This is a genomic window from uncultured Mucilaginibacter sp. (assembly GCF_913773635.1).
Lineage (GTDB): Bacteria > Bacteroidota > Bacteroidia > Sphingobacteriales > Sphingobacteriaceae > Mucilaginibacter.
Window position 1 is genome coordinate 242,600 of sequence record NZ_CAJYGQ010000005.1, and the last position, 15,085, is coordinate 257,684.

Annotated in this window: 14 protein-coding genes; 2 read left to right on the top strand and 12 right to left on the bottom strand. The window is 43.6% G+C overall.

The annotated features are described in order from the left end of the window. The first annotated feature begins 42 nt into the window (after positions 1-42). Positions 43-1,044, top strand: a complete 1,002-nt coding sequence (locus tag QZ407_RS04760; RefSeq protein WP_295768114.1) for an ABC transporter ATP-binding protein — start codon at positions 43-45, stop codon at positions 1,042-1,044. 136 nt (positions 1,045-1,180) lie between these two features. Here QZ407_RS04760 and ilvA read toward each other — a convergent pair whose 3' ends face one another. The 12 genes from ilvA to ilvD form a co-directional block, all read right to left on the bottom strand. Continuing rightward, on the bottom strand, positions 1,181-2,434 hold the full coding sequence (gene ilvA, locus QZ407_RS04765; protein ID WP_295768117.1) for a threonine ammonia-lyase IlvA: 1,254 nt from the start codon (positions 2,432-2,434) through the stop codon (positions 1,181-1,183). Positions 2,435-2,439: 5 nt separating this feature from the next. Continuing rightward, a complete protein-coding gene (locus tag QZ407_RS04770) occupies positions 2,440-3,606 on the bottom strand; it encodes a 2-isopropylmalate synthase (protein ID WP_295768120.1) in 1,167 nt (388 codons plus the stop codon). Positions 3,607-3,708: 102 nt separating this feature from the next. Next, positions 3,709-4,467 (bottom strand): methyltransferase domain-containing protein, encoded by a 759-nt coding sequence (locus tag QZ407_RS04775; protein ID WP_295768121.1) that lies wholly within the window; start codon positions 4,465-4,467, stop codon positions 3,709-3,711. Between the two features lie 105 nt (positions 4,468-4,572). After that, complete coding sequence (gene leuB / locus QZ407_RS04780; RefSeq protein ID WP_365334667.1) at positions 4,573-5,661, bottom strand: 3-isopropylmalate dehydrogenase; 1,089 nt, start codon at positions 5,659-5,661, stop codon at positions 4,573-4,575. Positions 5,662-5,746: 85 nt separating this feature from the next. Then, entirely contained in the window at positions 5,747-6,334 is a 588-nt protein-coding gene (gene leuD / locus QZ407_RS04785) for a 3-isopropylmalate dehydratase small subunit (protein WP_295768125.1), read from the bottom strand. A 20-nt stretch (positions 6,335-6,354) separates the two neighbouring features. Then, on the bottom strand, positions 6,355-6,753 hold the full coding sequence (locus QZ407_RS04790; RefSeq protein ID WP_295768127.1) for a GxxExxY protein: 399 nt from the start codon (positions 6,751-6,753) through the stop codon (positions 6,355-6,357). Positions 6,754-6,773: 20 nt separating this feature from the next. After that, entirely contained in the window at positions 6,774-8,195 is a 1,422-nt protein-coding gene (gene leuC / locus QZ407_RS04795; protein WP_295768129.1) for a 3-isopropylmalate dehydratase large subunit, read from the bottom strand. Between the two features lie 108 nt (positions 8,196-8,303). Beyond that, a complete protein-coding gene (gene ilvC / locus QZ407_RS04800; protein WP_157539921.1) occupies positions 8,304-9,362 on the bottom strand; it encodes a ketol-acid reductoisomerase in 1,059 nt (352 codons plus the stop codon). 50 nt (positions 9,363-9,412) lie between these two features. Continuing rightward, entirely contained in the window at positions 9,413-9,910 is a 498-nt protein-coding gene (locus QZ407_RS04805) for a DinB family protein (protein ID WP_295768132.1), read from the bottom strand. Between the two features lie 5 nt (positions 9,911-9,915). After that, positions 9,916-10,530, bottom strand: a complete 615-nt coding sequence (ilvN, locus tag QZ407_RS04810) for an acetolactate synthase small subunit (RefSeq protein ID WP_295768134.1) — start codon at positions 10,528-10,530, stop codon at positions 9,916-9,918. Between the two features lie 40 nt (positions 10,531-10,570). Continuing rightward, entirely contained in the window at positions 10,571-12,310 is a 1,740-nt protein-coding gene (ilvB, locus tag QZ407_RS04815; protein WP_295768136.1) for a biosynthetic-type acetolactate synthase large subunit, read from the bottom strand. Positions 12,311-12,405: 95 nt separating this feature from the next. Continuing rightward, positions 12,406-14,118, bottom strand: coding sequence for a dihydroxy-acid dehydratase (ilvD, locus tag QZ407_RS04820; protein ID WP_295768138.1), 1,713 nt, complete (start codon positions 14,116-14,118; stop codon positions 12,406-12,408). A gap of 548 nt (positions 14,119-14,666) precedes the next feature. Between ilvD and QZ407_RS04825 the strand changes: the two genes are divergently transcribed. Further along, positions 14,667-15,044 (top strand): hypothetical protein, encoded by a 378-nt coding sequence (locus QZ407_RS04825; protein WP_295768140.1) that lies wholly within the window; start codon positions 14,667-14,669, stop codon positions 15,042-15,044. Positions 15,045-15,085 lie beyond the last annotated feature (41 nt).

Genomic DNA, 15,085 nt, shown 5'->3' on the forward strand with positions numbered 1-15,085 from the left:
CGTCGTCAATAGATTTAGGCGGGGTTATGTATCTTTACCCCGATGTCAGATTCTACCCATTTCTTACAAGCTGTTTCGGTAAATAAAATATATCCGGGCAAACAGCAATCAGGTGTTAAAGATGTTAATTTAAGTATTCAGCAGGGCAAAATCACAGCAATAATTGGTGAAAGCGGCAGTGGCAAGAGTACGTTGTTAAAGCTGCTTTTTGGTTTGCTGAGTCCTGATTCGGGCAATGTGAACTTTAAAGGTGAACGCATATGGGGTCCGGATGAAAAGCTTATACCAGGGCACGATGCCATGAAAATGGTAACCCAACACACCGATGATTTGAATCTTTATGCGAAGGTATGGGACAACGTGGCCTCGCTAATGCCCAATACCAACCTCAAAGCCAAACAGGAAGAAAGCGAAAAGGCACTTCGCCAGCTCAATATGTTTCACCTGGCCGATAAACGTGTTACCGACCTAAGCGGTGGTGAAAAACAACGTGTAGCCATAGCCCGCGCATTAATTAAACGCCCCGAGGTGCTATTATTAGACGAACCATTCAACCAGGTTGATACTACCTTTAGAGACGGCCTGCAGCAAGACATACGCCGTATAGTAAAGGAGACTGGTATTACCGTTATCATCGTATCTCATGACCCTGCCGAAGTGCTTTCAATGGCTGATGAATTAGTAGTTATTCAAAATGGTAGCGTGCTCGAAAGCGGATCGCCTAAGGCATTGTATAATGAGCCACGTAATTTGTATACCGCGCGTTTGCTATCAAACTGCAATGTGCTTTTAAGAGAAGAGGCAAGAGCGCTGCGAATAAAAGCCGTTAAAGACAAAGTAGTTATATACCCGGAATGGATAAAGCCTGTAAGTACCGGTGAGAATGTGGAATGGACTGTAAAAGAAATACTTTTTAAAGGCTCACATGAAGAGGTATACCTCGAATATGGACCAATTGAAATACACCTTACCAATCATGAGCCGGGCTTGTTTGACAACTATAGCCATTTGAACGTTCGGGTAAGTAAGTATTTAGAATTTTAAAAGGCTTGTTAAATGAAAAATGTCATTTCGAGTGATAACGAGAAATCTTGTTTGGCAATGCAGGTTTTACACTTGGCATTATTAACAAGATATCTCGTTATCGTTCGAGATGACATATGGAACAGGTGGAGACTACTTACACCAAGTACTCAAACAGCGTTTGGTCTCGGTTTACTTCAATTACATCAAATTTGTAATCTTCCATTTTTTGCAGCAAAGCCGGATAATCGTCGGCGTTTTTAAGCTCAATTCCCACCAAAGCGGGGCCACGCTCGCGTTCGGTTTTTTTGATAAACTCGAAACGGGTAATATCATCGTATGGTCCTAAAACTTCGTTTACAAAAAGTTTAAGTGCTCCCGGGCGTTGCGGAAAACGAACGATGAAATAGTGCTTCAGGCCTTCATATAAAAGCGATTGCTCCTTTATTTCGCCCATTCGGTCAATATCATTATTGCCGCCGCTTACCACACAAACTATCTTTTTGCCTTTGATCTGATCTTTAACCAAATCTAACGCCGATACCGATAGTGCGCCTGCGGGTTCAACTACAATAGCATCTTCGTTATATAACTTCAATATGGTGGTGCAAACTTTGCCTTCGGGTACTGAAAGCATATCGTCAAGTATTTCACTGCAAACTTGATAAGTTAGGGCGCCAACGCGTTTTACAGCAGCTCCATCAACAAAACGGTTAATTTGCGATAGCGTATAAGGTTGCCCTCTGCGAATAGCTTCTACCATGGATGGAGCGCCTTCAGGTTCGATGCCTATTAGTTTTACTCCGGGATTTATCTGCTTGAAAAAGCTTCCCACGCCAGCAGCCAAACCGCCACCACCTACGGGCATTATAATAACTTCGGCATTAGGCAGGTCTTCGTGTATTTCTACACCTACAGTGCCCTGGCCTTCCATAATGCGGTAATCATCAAATGGGGGGATGAAAGTCATGCCATTGGCTTCGGTATAAGTCAATGCTTCCTGCAGGCAATCATCGAAGGTATCGCCAATTAAAACTATCTCCACATTGCCGTTGCCAAACATTTCGGTTTGTTTAACCTTTTGCTTGGGGGTAATGCCGGGCATAAAAATAACGCCTTTAATATTAAGCCTGCGGCATGAGAATGCCACACCCTGGGCATGGTTACCTGCACTTGCACAAACCACACCCTTTGCTAATTTCTCCTGCGGCAACTGACTAATCATGTTGTACGCGCCACGCAGTTTATATGAACGTACAACCTGCAGGTCTTCACGCTTAAGATAAACCTCGCATGCGTATTTATCTGAGAGTCCTTGGTTAAATTCGAGCGGGGTGCGGCGTACTACACCGCTTAAACGTGTTTTAGCAGCGGTAAAATCTAAATGCCGTGTATGCAATTCACTATCCATCGTTATTATTGTTTTACCAAACGATGAGCTACTAAGCTTAGCAAGTCGGTATCGTTTATATCTAATTTATTATCTGCAAGCTTCAGGAAATTTTGATATACCTCGGCTAGTTCTTCTTTGCCCAACACATGACCCAGGCGGTCTAAATGATACTTTAAAGCATGGCGACCGCTGCGTGCGGTTAACACAATGGTTGCACTCGGGAAGCCTACATCCTCAGGACGAATGATCTCGTAATTTTCTCGGTTTTTTAAGAAACCATCCTGATGAATACCTGAACTGTGCGCAAAAGCATTGCTGCCCACAATGGCTTTGTTAGGCTGAACCGGCATGCGCATTTGCGTACTGATCATGCGGCTTAACTCATAAAAGCTTTGGGTGTTAATGTTGGTATGCAAGCCCAAAGATTGGTGAGTTTTCAGAATCATTACCACTTCTTCAATAGAAGTATTGCCTGCACGCTCGCCTATACCGTTAATGGTACCCTCAATTTGGCGGGCTCCGTTTTGCAAGCCGGCAACAGAGTTGGCTGTAGCCAAGCCTAAATCATTATGGCAATGTACCGATATAATGGCTTTGTCGATATTTTTTACGTTCTCTTTCAGAAAACGGATTTTGCTACCATACTGGTCGGGCAGGCAATAGCCATTGGTATCGGGGATGTTTACAACGGTTGCACCTGCACCAATAACCGCTTCTACCATTGTAGCTAAAAATTCAATGTCGGCACGGCCGGCATCTTCGGCATAAAACTCAATGTCTTCCACCGACTTTTTAGCATACTTAACCGCTTCAACTGCACGCTCCAAAATTTCTTCGCGGGTGCTGTTGAATTTAGTTTTGATGTGCATATCTGAGGAGCCGATGCCTGTATGTATACGCGGACGTTTAGCATATTTCAACGCTTCAACGGCGGCATCAATATCACCTTTGTGGGCGCGGGTTAGGGCACACACTGTTGGGTTGGTAACCGCTTTGGCAATCTCTACTACGCTTTGAAAATCGCCGGGGCTCGAAGCCGGAAAACCAGCCTCGATAATGTCAACGCCCAGCGCTTCCAGTTCGCGCGCAATCTCTATCTTTTCAGGCGTGGTTAACTGGCAGCCCGGTACCTGCTCACCATCGCGCAGGGTGGTGTCAAATACATATACTCGGTTTGGATCGTGTAACATAGTTTTTTTGTTTTAGTATCGAGTAGTTAGTATCAAGTATCAAGATTTAAATATCCCGCATCTATCTTGATACTTGATACTCGCTACTTGATACAAATGGTGCTACTGCTCTTTAATAGCTGTAAATCTTAATCTTTTATAATCTGCATACCATTGGCCGTTTTCGTTATAGTGCGGCTCCAGTATTTCGGTTATTTCCTGTAATAGTTTGGGGTGTTCTGTTTCGGGGATGCCGGTAAAGTATTGTGCGCCGAACATTTTTATCCATTTGGCTACTCCCTGATCGCCATCCTGTAATGGTGTTTTACGGTCAAAGTGTGCGGCAAATGTTACCCTGAAGCCGTGAAGCTCCAGCAGGCTCGTGTACTCTCCCAGTGATGGAAAATACCATATTTGGGTATCGGCCTGCATGGTATAGCCATTTTTAATCAGCACTTGCTTTATAGCCGAACGCAATTTGGCAATGTTGCCTTTTCCGCCCATTTCGGCAACGAAACGTCCGCCGGGCTTTAGGGCCTCATAAACAGATTTAATAACGCCACCTGCGTTGTGCACCCAGTGTAAAGCAGCGTTCGAAAACACGGCATCGTAAGGAAATTCAACCGTAAAGTTGGCTGCATCAGCTACTTCAAAATTTACTGTTGGGTATTTGAAACGTGCTTGTGCAATCATTTCGGGCGAATAGTCGGTTCCGGTAACATCGGCGCCTTTGGCTTTAATTTGTTGAGTAAGGTCCCCAGTGCCACAGCCTATATCCAGTATGGATTCGCCCGGCTTTACATCCAGCAATTCGAGCACGTTTTCGCCAAACTGCGAAACGAAGCTGTGCTTGTCGTCATATAAATCTGCGTTCCATTTCATGTTCTTTAGGTATTACACTGATTTTTAAGGTGATTCCACCGATATTGTCTACCGATGATTTTCAATTCTGTTAATTCTATAAATTCCTAAAATCCCGGTTCAGACCTACGTCAAAGCCGGTTTTGATAAAAACTGTAACACCATTTCGCCCATGGCTTTGGTGCCTAAAATCTTATCAGGCTGCGTCAACGTATCAGCAATGTCACCGGTGCGGTAACCTGCTTTCAATACATGATCAATTGCGGTGGTTACGCGTTTGGCTTCGTCTTTCAAACCAAAGCTAATTTCCAGCATCAGCGCAACTGATAGAATAGATGCCAGCGGGTTTGCCTTGTCTTGCCCGGCAATATCATGTGCTGAACCGTGAATTGGCTCAAAAAAACCCGTTCCATCACCAACAGAAGCTGATGCCAGCATACCCATGGAACCTGCAATTTGCGATGCTTCATCCGTTAAAATATCACCAAAAAGGTTTGCCGTTAATACCACGTCAAACTTTTTAGGGTTTTTAACCAGTTGCATAGCCGCGTTGTCAATGAACATGTGCTCGGTTTCTACGTCGGGGTATTGCTTAGCTATTTCCTGCACCACCTCGCGCCACAGCCGTGATGATTCTAACACGTTGGCCTTATCAACCGAGCATAAACGTTTGCTACGGGCTTGTGCGGCCTGGTATGCTTTGTGTGCGATACGTTCCACTTCATAACGGTGATAGATCATCAAGTCAGACGCTGTATTGCGATCCTCGCTACGCGATTTTTCACCAAAATAAACGTCGCCGGTTAATTCGCGGAAAAACAGTATATCGGTACCACGTAACACAGCGGGTTTTAGGCTCGATGCATCCAGCAGCTCATCAAACAGCATGATAGGACGGAGGTTGGCATACAAACCAAGCTCTTTCCGTATCTTAAGCAAGCCCTGCTCCGGGCGCACCTTTGCCGATGGATCGTTGTCATATTTGATGTGACCGATGGCGCCAAACAGGATAGCATCGCTAGCTTTAGCTTTTTCCAGTGTTTCATCAGGTAATGGGTTGCCTGTGGCTTCAATACCTGCATGACCCATCAGTGCCTCATCATAAGTAAACTCATGACCGTATTGTGATGCTATTTGCTCTAAGACTGCTTTGCCCCAAGTGGTAACTTCAGCGCCAATGCCATCACCTGGGATGACTAATATGTGTTTTTTAATACCCATTTTATTTTGGTTGTGAGATGCCGGTTGCTAGATGCCTGTATTCAAAATTGATGACGGCGCGCAACTGACAACACATAACTTATTTCTGTTCAAATTCTTCTACTAAGCCTTTATTGCTCAAAATATAATCTATATCGTCATAGCCGTTTATTAAACAGGCTTTTTTGTACGGATTAATTTCAAAGCTTTCCTGCTCGCCGGTGCTTACTATTTTAATGAACTGGTTTTCCAGGTCGACCTCAACTTCGGCGTGTGCATCTGAAAATACCGCTTCAAACAGATTTTTTAAAAACTCATCGCTTACCTGAATTGGCAGCAGGCCATTGTTAAGCGCATTGCCTTTAAAAATATCGGCAAAAAAGCTGCTTACCACCACGTCGAAGCCATAATCTGATATAGCCCATGCAGCATGTTCGCGGCTACTGCCGCAACCGAAGTTTTTACCGGCTACCAGTATTTTACCAGAGTATGTGGGATGGTTGAGCACAAAATCCTCCTTAGGATTATCGTTCTCGTCAAAGCGCCAGTCGCGGAAGAGGTTATTGCCAAAGCCCTCGCGGGTGGTGGCTTTCAGGAACCTTGCCGGAATAATCTGGTCGGTATCAATATTCTCGATAGGCAAAGGCACCACCGAGGTTTGTAAATGTTTAAAAATTTTGGTTGCCATGTGATCAGAATTTACTGAATTTAAGAATTTACTGAATTAGGCTTGAAAATGTATTTTGGATTGAAAACAAGCTTATGTTGTAAGCTTGTACCACCAAAATTTATCAATAAGCCGATAGGGAAATTATAAGCCACCGTATAATTTTTTGCCTGTGCTAAATGCACATCTTCTAAATTTATCAATGCTTTTAATTCTACTACTAATTTGTTTTCAATTACAAAATCTGCCCTTCTTGTTCCAACTTGTAAATCCTTGTAAAATATTGGATGTTCTTGTTCTCTTAAAAAATTTAATCCAGCCTCGGCTAATTCTATTGCCAGGCACCGTTGATATATAACTTCCTGAAAACCATTGCCGAGTGTATTGTGCACTTTCATTGCACATCCGATTACTTTATATGTAAGTTCATCTTTTTCCACCCGACAGGATTCTGTTAATTCTAAAATTCTGCAAATTCAGATTCAGACAGAAACGCTCGTATATCCGTCACCTTACCCGTAATAGCCGCCGCCGCAGCAGTCAACGGACTGGCTAATAAGGTACGTGAGTTTGGCCCCTGGCGGCCTTCAAAGTTGCGGTTTGAGGTTGATACGCAGTATTTCCCCGCAGGTATCTTGTCCTCGTTCATGCCTAAACAGGCACTGCAACCTGGTTCGCGCAGTGGGAAACCTGCTGCTTCAAATATCTTGTCGAGGCCTTCTTCAATGGCCTGTATTTGTACTTGTTTAGAGCCGGGAACAACCCATACGGTAACGTTATCGGCTTTGTGTTTGCCTTTTACAAAGGCTGCAACTTCGCGCAAATCTTCAATGCGGGAGTTGGTACAGCTGCCGATAAATACATAGTCTATAGGTTTGCCTATCAGTGATTCGTCATCGTGCAGGCCCATATAGTTAAGTGCCTTGGCGTACGAGCCTTGTTCTTTGGCTTCGAAGCTGGCAGTTTCGGGTACGTGTTGCGTGATGCCAATACCCATACCCGGATTGGTACCGTAAGTTATCATGGGCTCAATATCAGCAGCGTCAAAATAAAGTTCGCTGTCAAACTGAGCGTCAGCATCAGAATATAGTGTTTGCCAATAAGCAACGGCTTTGTCCCACTCTTCCCCTTTAGGGGCAAATTCACGACCTTTTACATAGTCGATTGTGGTTTGGTCGGGCGCAATTAAACCACCGCGGGCACCCATTTCGATGCTCATGTTGCAAATGGTCATGCGGCCTTCCATACTCAGGGAGCGGATGGTGTCGCCTGCATATTCTACAAAATAACCGGTACCGCCAGCGGCCGATATTTTGGAAATGATATACAGGATAATGTCTTTAGCGCCTACGCCTTTTTGAAGTTGTCCGTTCACTTCAATTTTCATGCGTTTAGGGCGTTGTTGTAACAGGCATTGGGTTGCTAAAACCTGTTCAACTTGTGAAGTGCCTATACCAAATGCAATAGCGCCAAAAGCGCCGTGGGTTGAGGTATGGCTGTCGCCGCATACATAAGTGCAGCCGGGACGTGTGATGCCCAACTCTGGACCAATAACGTGTACAATGCCTTGGTAAGGGTGACCTAAGCCGTAAAGCTCTACGCCAAATTCAGCACAGTTTTTGGTAAGCATATCAACCTGGTAACGTGACAGTTCCTCCTTAATAGGCAGGTGCTGGTCCCAGGTAGGTACGTTGTGGTCGGCCGTGGCCACAGTTTGTTTTGGCCTGAAAACAGGTAGACCTCGCTGACGCAAGCCATCAAAAGCCTGCGGGCTGGTTACCTCGTGTATAAAATGCGTGTCGATGTACAAAATATCTGGAAAGCCTTCATTGTTGCTTACAACGTGTGCATCCCAAATTTTATCGAATAGTGTTTGTCCCATTTCCTCTTTTAGTATCAATAGTAAGTATCAAGTATTTAGTATCAAGTATCAAGATAGGAGGTTTCCTGTTTTCTTGATACCTGATACTCGTTACTTGATACTTAAAAATTATGCTTCTACTTCCTGGTTTTCAGGGCGTAAGCTGCGTACAGTTTTGCCAGCTTGCCATAATTCACTTTCGCGAAGCTCACGAAGTTCTTCGTTCAGTTTTTCGCGGTAATCTGGCTGGCTGTTGCTGTCTATAGAGCGTTGTGACTCTTTACCGGTAGCTACGCTGTCGTATAATTCTTCGAACACTGGTTTAGTAGCGTCACGGAATTTTTTCCACCAGTCTAACGCACCGCGTTGTGCAGTGGTTGAACAGTTGGCGTACATCCAGTCCATACCGTTTTCGGCAACCAATGGCATTAAAGATTGGGTTAACTCTTCAACAGTTTCGTTGAAAGCTTCAGAAGGTGAGTGACCTTTGGCACGTAAAACTTCAAACTGGGCGGCAAAAATACCCTGGATACAACCCATCAGTGTTCCACGCTCGCCGGTTAAATCGCTGTATACTTCTTTACGGAAATCGGTTTCGAACAGGTAACCGCTACCTACGGCAATACCTAAGGCAATAACGCGCTCAAATGCTTTACCGGTTGCATCCTGGAAGATAGCGTAGCTTGAGTTTAAGCCACGACCTTGCAAGAACATACGACGTAATGAAGTACCTGAACCTTTAGGAGCTACTAAAAATACGTCAACATCGGCAGGAGGAACTATGCCGGTTTGCTCGTTAAAAGTGATACCAAAACCGTGAGAGAAGTAAAGGGCTTTACCCGGAGTTAAGTGTTTTTTAACGGTTGGCCAAAGTTCAATCTGGGCGGCATCGCTCAACAAGTAACAAATGATGGTACCTTTTTCAAGGGCTTCTTCAATTTCAAATAAAGTTTCGCCCGGTACAAAACCGTCAGCTACTGCTTTATCCCAGGTTTTTGAATTTTTACGCTGACCAACAATAACGTTAATGCCGTTATCTTTTTGGTTTAACGCCTGGCCAGGACCTTGAACACCGTAGCCAATTACCGCTACTACTTCATTTTTAAGCACTTCCTGTGCTTTCGATAAAGGAAATTCGTCGCGGGTTACTACGTTTTCTTCGGTACCGCCAAAATTTAATTGTGCCATTTCTATGTTATTAGTTATTGGGTTATTTGTAAGTTATTTATGTTGTTAGTTTAGTTTGCGCTAAAATTATGCACTGCCGCTTGTTCAATATTCAATACTGCACGGCGCAATGCCAGGGCGTAACCAAAATGTAAATTATCATGCGTGCAGAAGTAAGCAACGGCATTATTGATGTTACTTAAGGTTGCACCAAAAGCTGTGGTTACCGGTTCGTAGTTGTCAAATATATCAGCCTCTATATCGATTTTTAAATCATCGAGCAGGGTAATAGCCTTGTCTTTATAAAAATCAAGCTCTTCTTCAGTTATAAAATCTTCTGGACGAGTGCCCTTTTGGTATTTAGTTACTTCTTCAATAGCTAATCGAGTGGGCACCTTACCTCTAACATAGCAAAGCGTTTGCTGCGCTGCCACAATGTGTGCAAAATTCCAGGCAATGTTGTTGTTATATCCTTGTGGAATAACATTCAGTTGCTCTATGCTTAGGCCTTCCATCAGTTTGATAAAGTTTAACCTCGTGTGCCGTGCTATTTCAATTGCAAACTCCATAGCCATTACATGGTAAATACCTTATCGCGTTGGTTTAGGTATTCGTTTTCAATTACGTCTTCGCCCGGTTCGCGTTTTTCAAATTCACGCAGTTTGCGGTTGAAGCCTTCACTGTCTTTAATAATAGCAATACGAGCACTGCGTACAAACTCAATCAAGCCAAAAGGTTGCAATACATTAATCAAGTTGTCCGTTTCCTCGCGGTGACCGGTAGTTTCAAAAACAATGTAATCTTTACGGATAACTACCGCACGGGCGCCATTCTCGCGCAGTAAGCGCTCAACCGAAGCCTTTTCGGCAATAATATCTGCAGGTACTTTGTAAAGTGCCATTTCCTGCCAAATGATATCGGCGTTGGTATGGTAGTATACTTTTAATACCTCTACCTGCTTTTCAATCTGACGACAAAGCTTACGTACCACATCTTCTGTTTCGGTAATAACGATGTTGAAGCGGTGAATACTCTCAATCTCTGATGGAGAGGTATTTAAGCTATCGATATTGATTTTACGGCGGGTAAAAATGATAGCTATGCGATTCAGTAAACCAATTTGGTTTTCGGTATAAACCGTGATGTTATATTCCTGTTTGCCTTCGGGCAATGTATCCTGAGTGCTCATTGTACTTGTGTTTTAACTCCCCCGTCAGGGGGGCGGGGGGTTATTTCAATCTTATTTCGCTAACGCTGCAACCTTGTGGTACCATTGGGAACACGTTGTTCTCTTTGGTAACAAATACCTCTAATAGGAAAGAGCCTTTATGCTCGAGCATTTCTTTCAGACTTGATTGCAGTTCATCGCGTTCCTTAATGCATTTGCCGGCAATGCCGTAACCTTTGGCCACCTGCACAAAGTCGGGGCTTTGAATATCAACAAACGAATAACGACGCTCATTAAACAACTCTTGCCATTGGCGAACCATGCCTAAGAAGCGGTTATTAAGAATAAGAATTTTAACATCTACACCGCTTTGCATAATGGTGCCTAATTCCTGCAAGGTCATTTGGAAACCACCATCGCCTATAATAGCTACAACAGTTTTGTCTAGTGCACCAAACTTAGCTCCTATTGCTGCAGGCAGGGCAAAGCCCATAGTGCCTAAACCACCGCTGGTAATATTGCTGCGGGTGTTGTTAAATTTAGCATAACGGCAGCCCACCATTTGGTGTTGGCCTACGTCGGTTACAATAACCGCGTCGCCATTAGTAAGTTGGTTTAGTTGATCAACTACTTCGCCCATGGTCATTTCGCCGGTTTGCGGGCGAAGTTCGGCGTTGATAACTGCTTCTTCTTCCTGGCGGGTGTAATCTTTAAACTTAGCCAGCCAATCGGTGTGTTGTTTTTGCTCAACCAGTTCAGTAAGCATAGGCAGGGTCTCTTTACAATCGCCCCAAACGGCTACCGTAGTTTGTACGTTTTTGTCAATTTCGGCCGGGTCAATATCTAAATGAATAACCTTGGCTTGTTTTGCATATTTATCTAAACGGCCGGTTACGCGGTCGTCAAAACGCATACCTATGGCAATCAAAACATCGCAATCGTTGGTTAACACGTTAGGGCCGTAGTTACCGTGCATGCCTAACATTCCTACGTTCAACGGATGGTCGGTTGGAATGGCACCCACCCCCATAATAGTCCATGCAGCAGGAATGCCCGATTTTTCAACAAAGGCTTTAAACTCCTGCTCGGCGCTGCCTAGCAATACGCCTTGCCCCCAAAGAATGAAAGGTTTTTTAGCTTGGTTAATAACCTGTGCAGCCTGCTCAATAAACTGCGGACGTACAATAGGTTTTGGACGATAGCTGCGGATATGCTTACAAGGTGTATAACCTTTAAAGTTGAATTTTTGTATCTGCGCATTTTTGGTAATATCAATTAGCACAGGGCCCGGCCTGCCGGTACGCGCAATGTAAAACGCCTTGGCAATAGCCTCCGGAATTTCATTGGCATCGGTTACCTGGTAGTTCCATTTGGTTACCGGGGTAGTAATGTTAATTACATCGGTTTCCTGAAAGGCATCAGTACCCAGCAAATGGGCAAACACCTGGCCGGTGATACATACCAATGGAGTGCTGTCAATTTGCGCATCGGCCAAGCCTGTTACCAAATTTGTTGCACCTGGACCGCTGGTTGCAAAGACGACACCTACTTTACCTGATGAACGGGCATAGCCCTGTCCGGCGTGAATGCCTCCCTGCTCGTGGCGGACCAGGATGTGGTTTAATTTCTCTTTGTAATCATACAAAGCGTCATAAATAGGCATAATGGCACCACCCGGATAACCGAAAATGGTATCAACGCCTTCCACAAGTAAAGCTTCTAAAAGTGCAGCAGAACCTGTCATTTCGGTTACTGTTTGCGCTTCAGGTGCGGTGAGTACGTCTTGTTGTGCAACTTCCATTTTTATTTAGATTTTAACTTTCGAATATCAAATTTCGAAAGTCAGTTAATTATGCAGTTCTGTAAATTGTTCAGTATTGGTTTAAAAGAACACCCTTACGCTATTTCGTCCGTTACGCACCCATCGGCGGCAGTGCTTACGGTTTTGGCATAGCGGTATAACAAGCCTTTGGTAACACGCAGTGGCGGCTGTTGCCAGGCTGCTTTGCGGGCGGCCAGTTCCTCGTCGCTAATTTTTAAATTAATGCTGTTTTTGGTAGCATCAATTTCAATGCGGTCATCGTCTTTTACCAAAGCTATGGTACCACCACGGTATGATTCGGGGGTGATGTGGCCTACCACAAAACCGTGGGTACCACCGCTAAAACGACCATCAGTTATTAATGCTACCGAGGCACCTAAACCTGCACCAAATATGGCCGATGTTGGTTTTAGCATTTCAGGCATTCCCGGCGCGCCTATCGGGCCCACGTTGCGTATTACTACCACATCACCGGCTTTAACCCGACCGGTTTGTATGCCATCTATCAAATCAAACTCTCCATCAAACACCCGTGCAGGACCTTCAAATCTTTCACCCTCTTTACCGCTAATTTTGGCTACACTACCACCCTCAGCTAAGTTTCCGTAAAGTATTTGCAGGTGGCCTGTAGCTTTTACAGGCGCTTCAACAGGCCATATAATTTTTTGCGTATCAAAATCAAGTTCAGGAACATCGGCCAAGTTTTCGGCCACGGTTTTTCCGGTTACAGTAAGGCAATCACCGTGTAACCAACCCTTGCTAAGGCAATATTTCATTACTGCAGGTACGCCGCCAATTTCATGCAGGTCGGTCATCATATACTTACCGCTTGGTTTCATGTCTGCCAGTACCGGTATACGGTCGCTAATGGCTTGGAAATCATCTTGGGTAACTTTAACGCCAACGCTTTTTGCCATGGCTATCATGTGCAATACTGCATTGGTGCTGCCGCCTAATACCATAATCAACACCATAGCATTTTCAAATGCTTCGCGGGTCATGATATCACTTGGCTTAATATCTTTTTCTAATAAAACCCTTATGGCTTTACCTGCTGCCAAACACTCAGCTTTCTTTTCATCACTCAATGCCGGATTGCTTGATGAGTAAGGCAAGCTCATACCCAATGCCTCAATAGCAGCAGCCATGGTATTGGCAGTGTAAACGCCACCACAGGCACCTGCGCTTGGACAAGCGTTTTTAATCACTCCTATATAATCTTCCGGGCTAATAGTACCGGCTATCTTTTTACCTAAAGCTTCAAATGCCGATACAATGTTCAGATCTTCTCCCTTCCAATGGCCGGGGTGAATAGTGCCACCGTAAACCATAATAGACGGGCGATTTAAACGGCCCATAGCAATGATGGAGCCTGGCATGTTTTTATCGCAACCAGGTAAGGTAATCAAGCCATCATAATACTGGGCACCTGTAACTGCTTCAATAGAATCAGCAATTACATCACGGCTTATTAACGAGTAGCGCATACCCGGAGTACCATTACCCATGCCATCGCTTACACCAATAGTATGAAAAATCAGGCCAACCAAATCTTCATTCCAAATACCTTCTTTTACAAGTTTGGCTAAATCGTTAAGGTGCATGTTACATGTGTTACCATCATAACCCATACTGGCAACACCTACCTGTGCCTTTTTCATATCCTCATCAGTTAAACCAATGCCGTAAAGCATGGCCTGTGCCGCAGGTTGGGTAGGGTCTTGGGTAAAGGTTTTGCTGTATTTGTTTAATTCAGCAGCCTCGGTAGTGTCGGTATTAAAGCTCATTTTTGTATAGTACTTCCGTTTATAATCTATTGACTTAGAATTAAGGTTTAAATTCTTACAAATCAGGTGACAGATGTTTAAACAGCAACGTTAATTTTGGTTTAAACTTAATCCCTCAATCAATATTTGTAAGGTAGATAGATAGCTTAAAACTGGCAATAGCAATTGAAAAAAAAATCAAACAGAATATGATTCTTATTAAATAGATTATTTAAAATATTATTCTGTACAAATTAATAAAAATGAAATAAAATAATTATAAGATTATACCAAAGTTTAAAACGGTATTTGGTATTGATGCTATGCATGCATAGTAGTTTATAGAATTTCAGCCTGAAATTGCGTAGATGCCTGTAAAAGTTAGAATATTATTAATGAATTTAATTGTTGCAATGCTTACAAAAAGCTTAGGCTGTTTTGCCTTTGGAATTTACAGTCTTTTCAATTTTTTAAGTCGCTTAATAACCAGCGATAACCTGCATGATTATCATAATGCTGTTGTAGCAAACACAATTCCTTTTGCGTATAGGTAGTTATAAAACCTTATTATGAAAAAGCATTTTATTTTATTGATGTTGGCTTTCGCTACAATGAGCGCCTGTAAAAAGGGAGATCAAAATTCAGTAAGCGGTTTATTTGGGCGCTGGAAGCTTACCGAACAATTGATCGACCCAGGTGACGCTAGTGGTAACTGGCAAAAAGTACAAGGTGACCAATATGTAACTTTCAACGCCGACGGAACCATTAAAGGCGATTACTTATTAAATGCCAAACGGTTTACTATCATTGATAGTGTAACCCTTAGTGTTAGTCCGCAAATGGACAATACCCAGGCTGTGCAATGGCGTTATAAAATTAAGGGCAAAAACCTGGAGATCAATCCGCCGTGTTTTGAGCCATGCGGGTTCCGTTTGGTTAAGCATTAAATCTGCGTATATACAGTAGTTTAATTTACTATCTTTCGCAC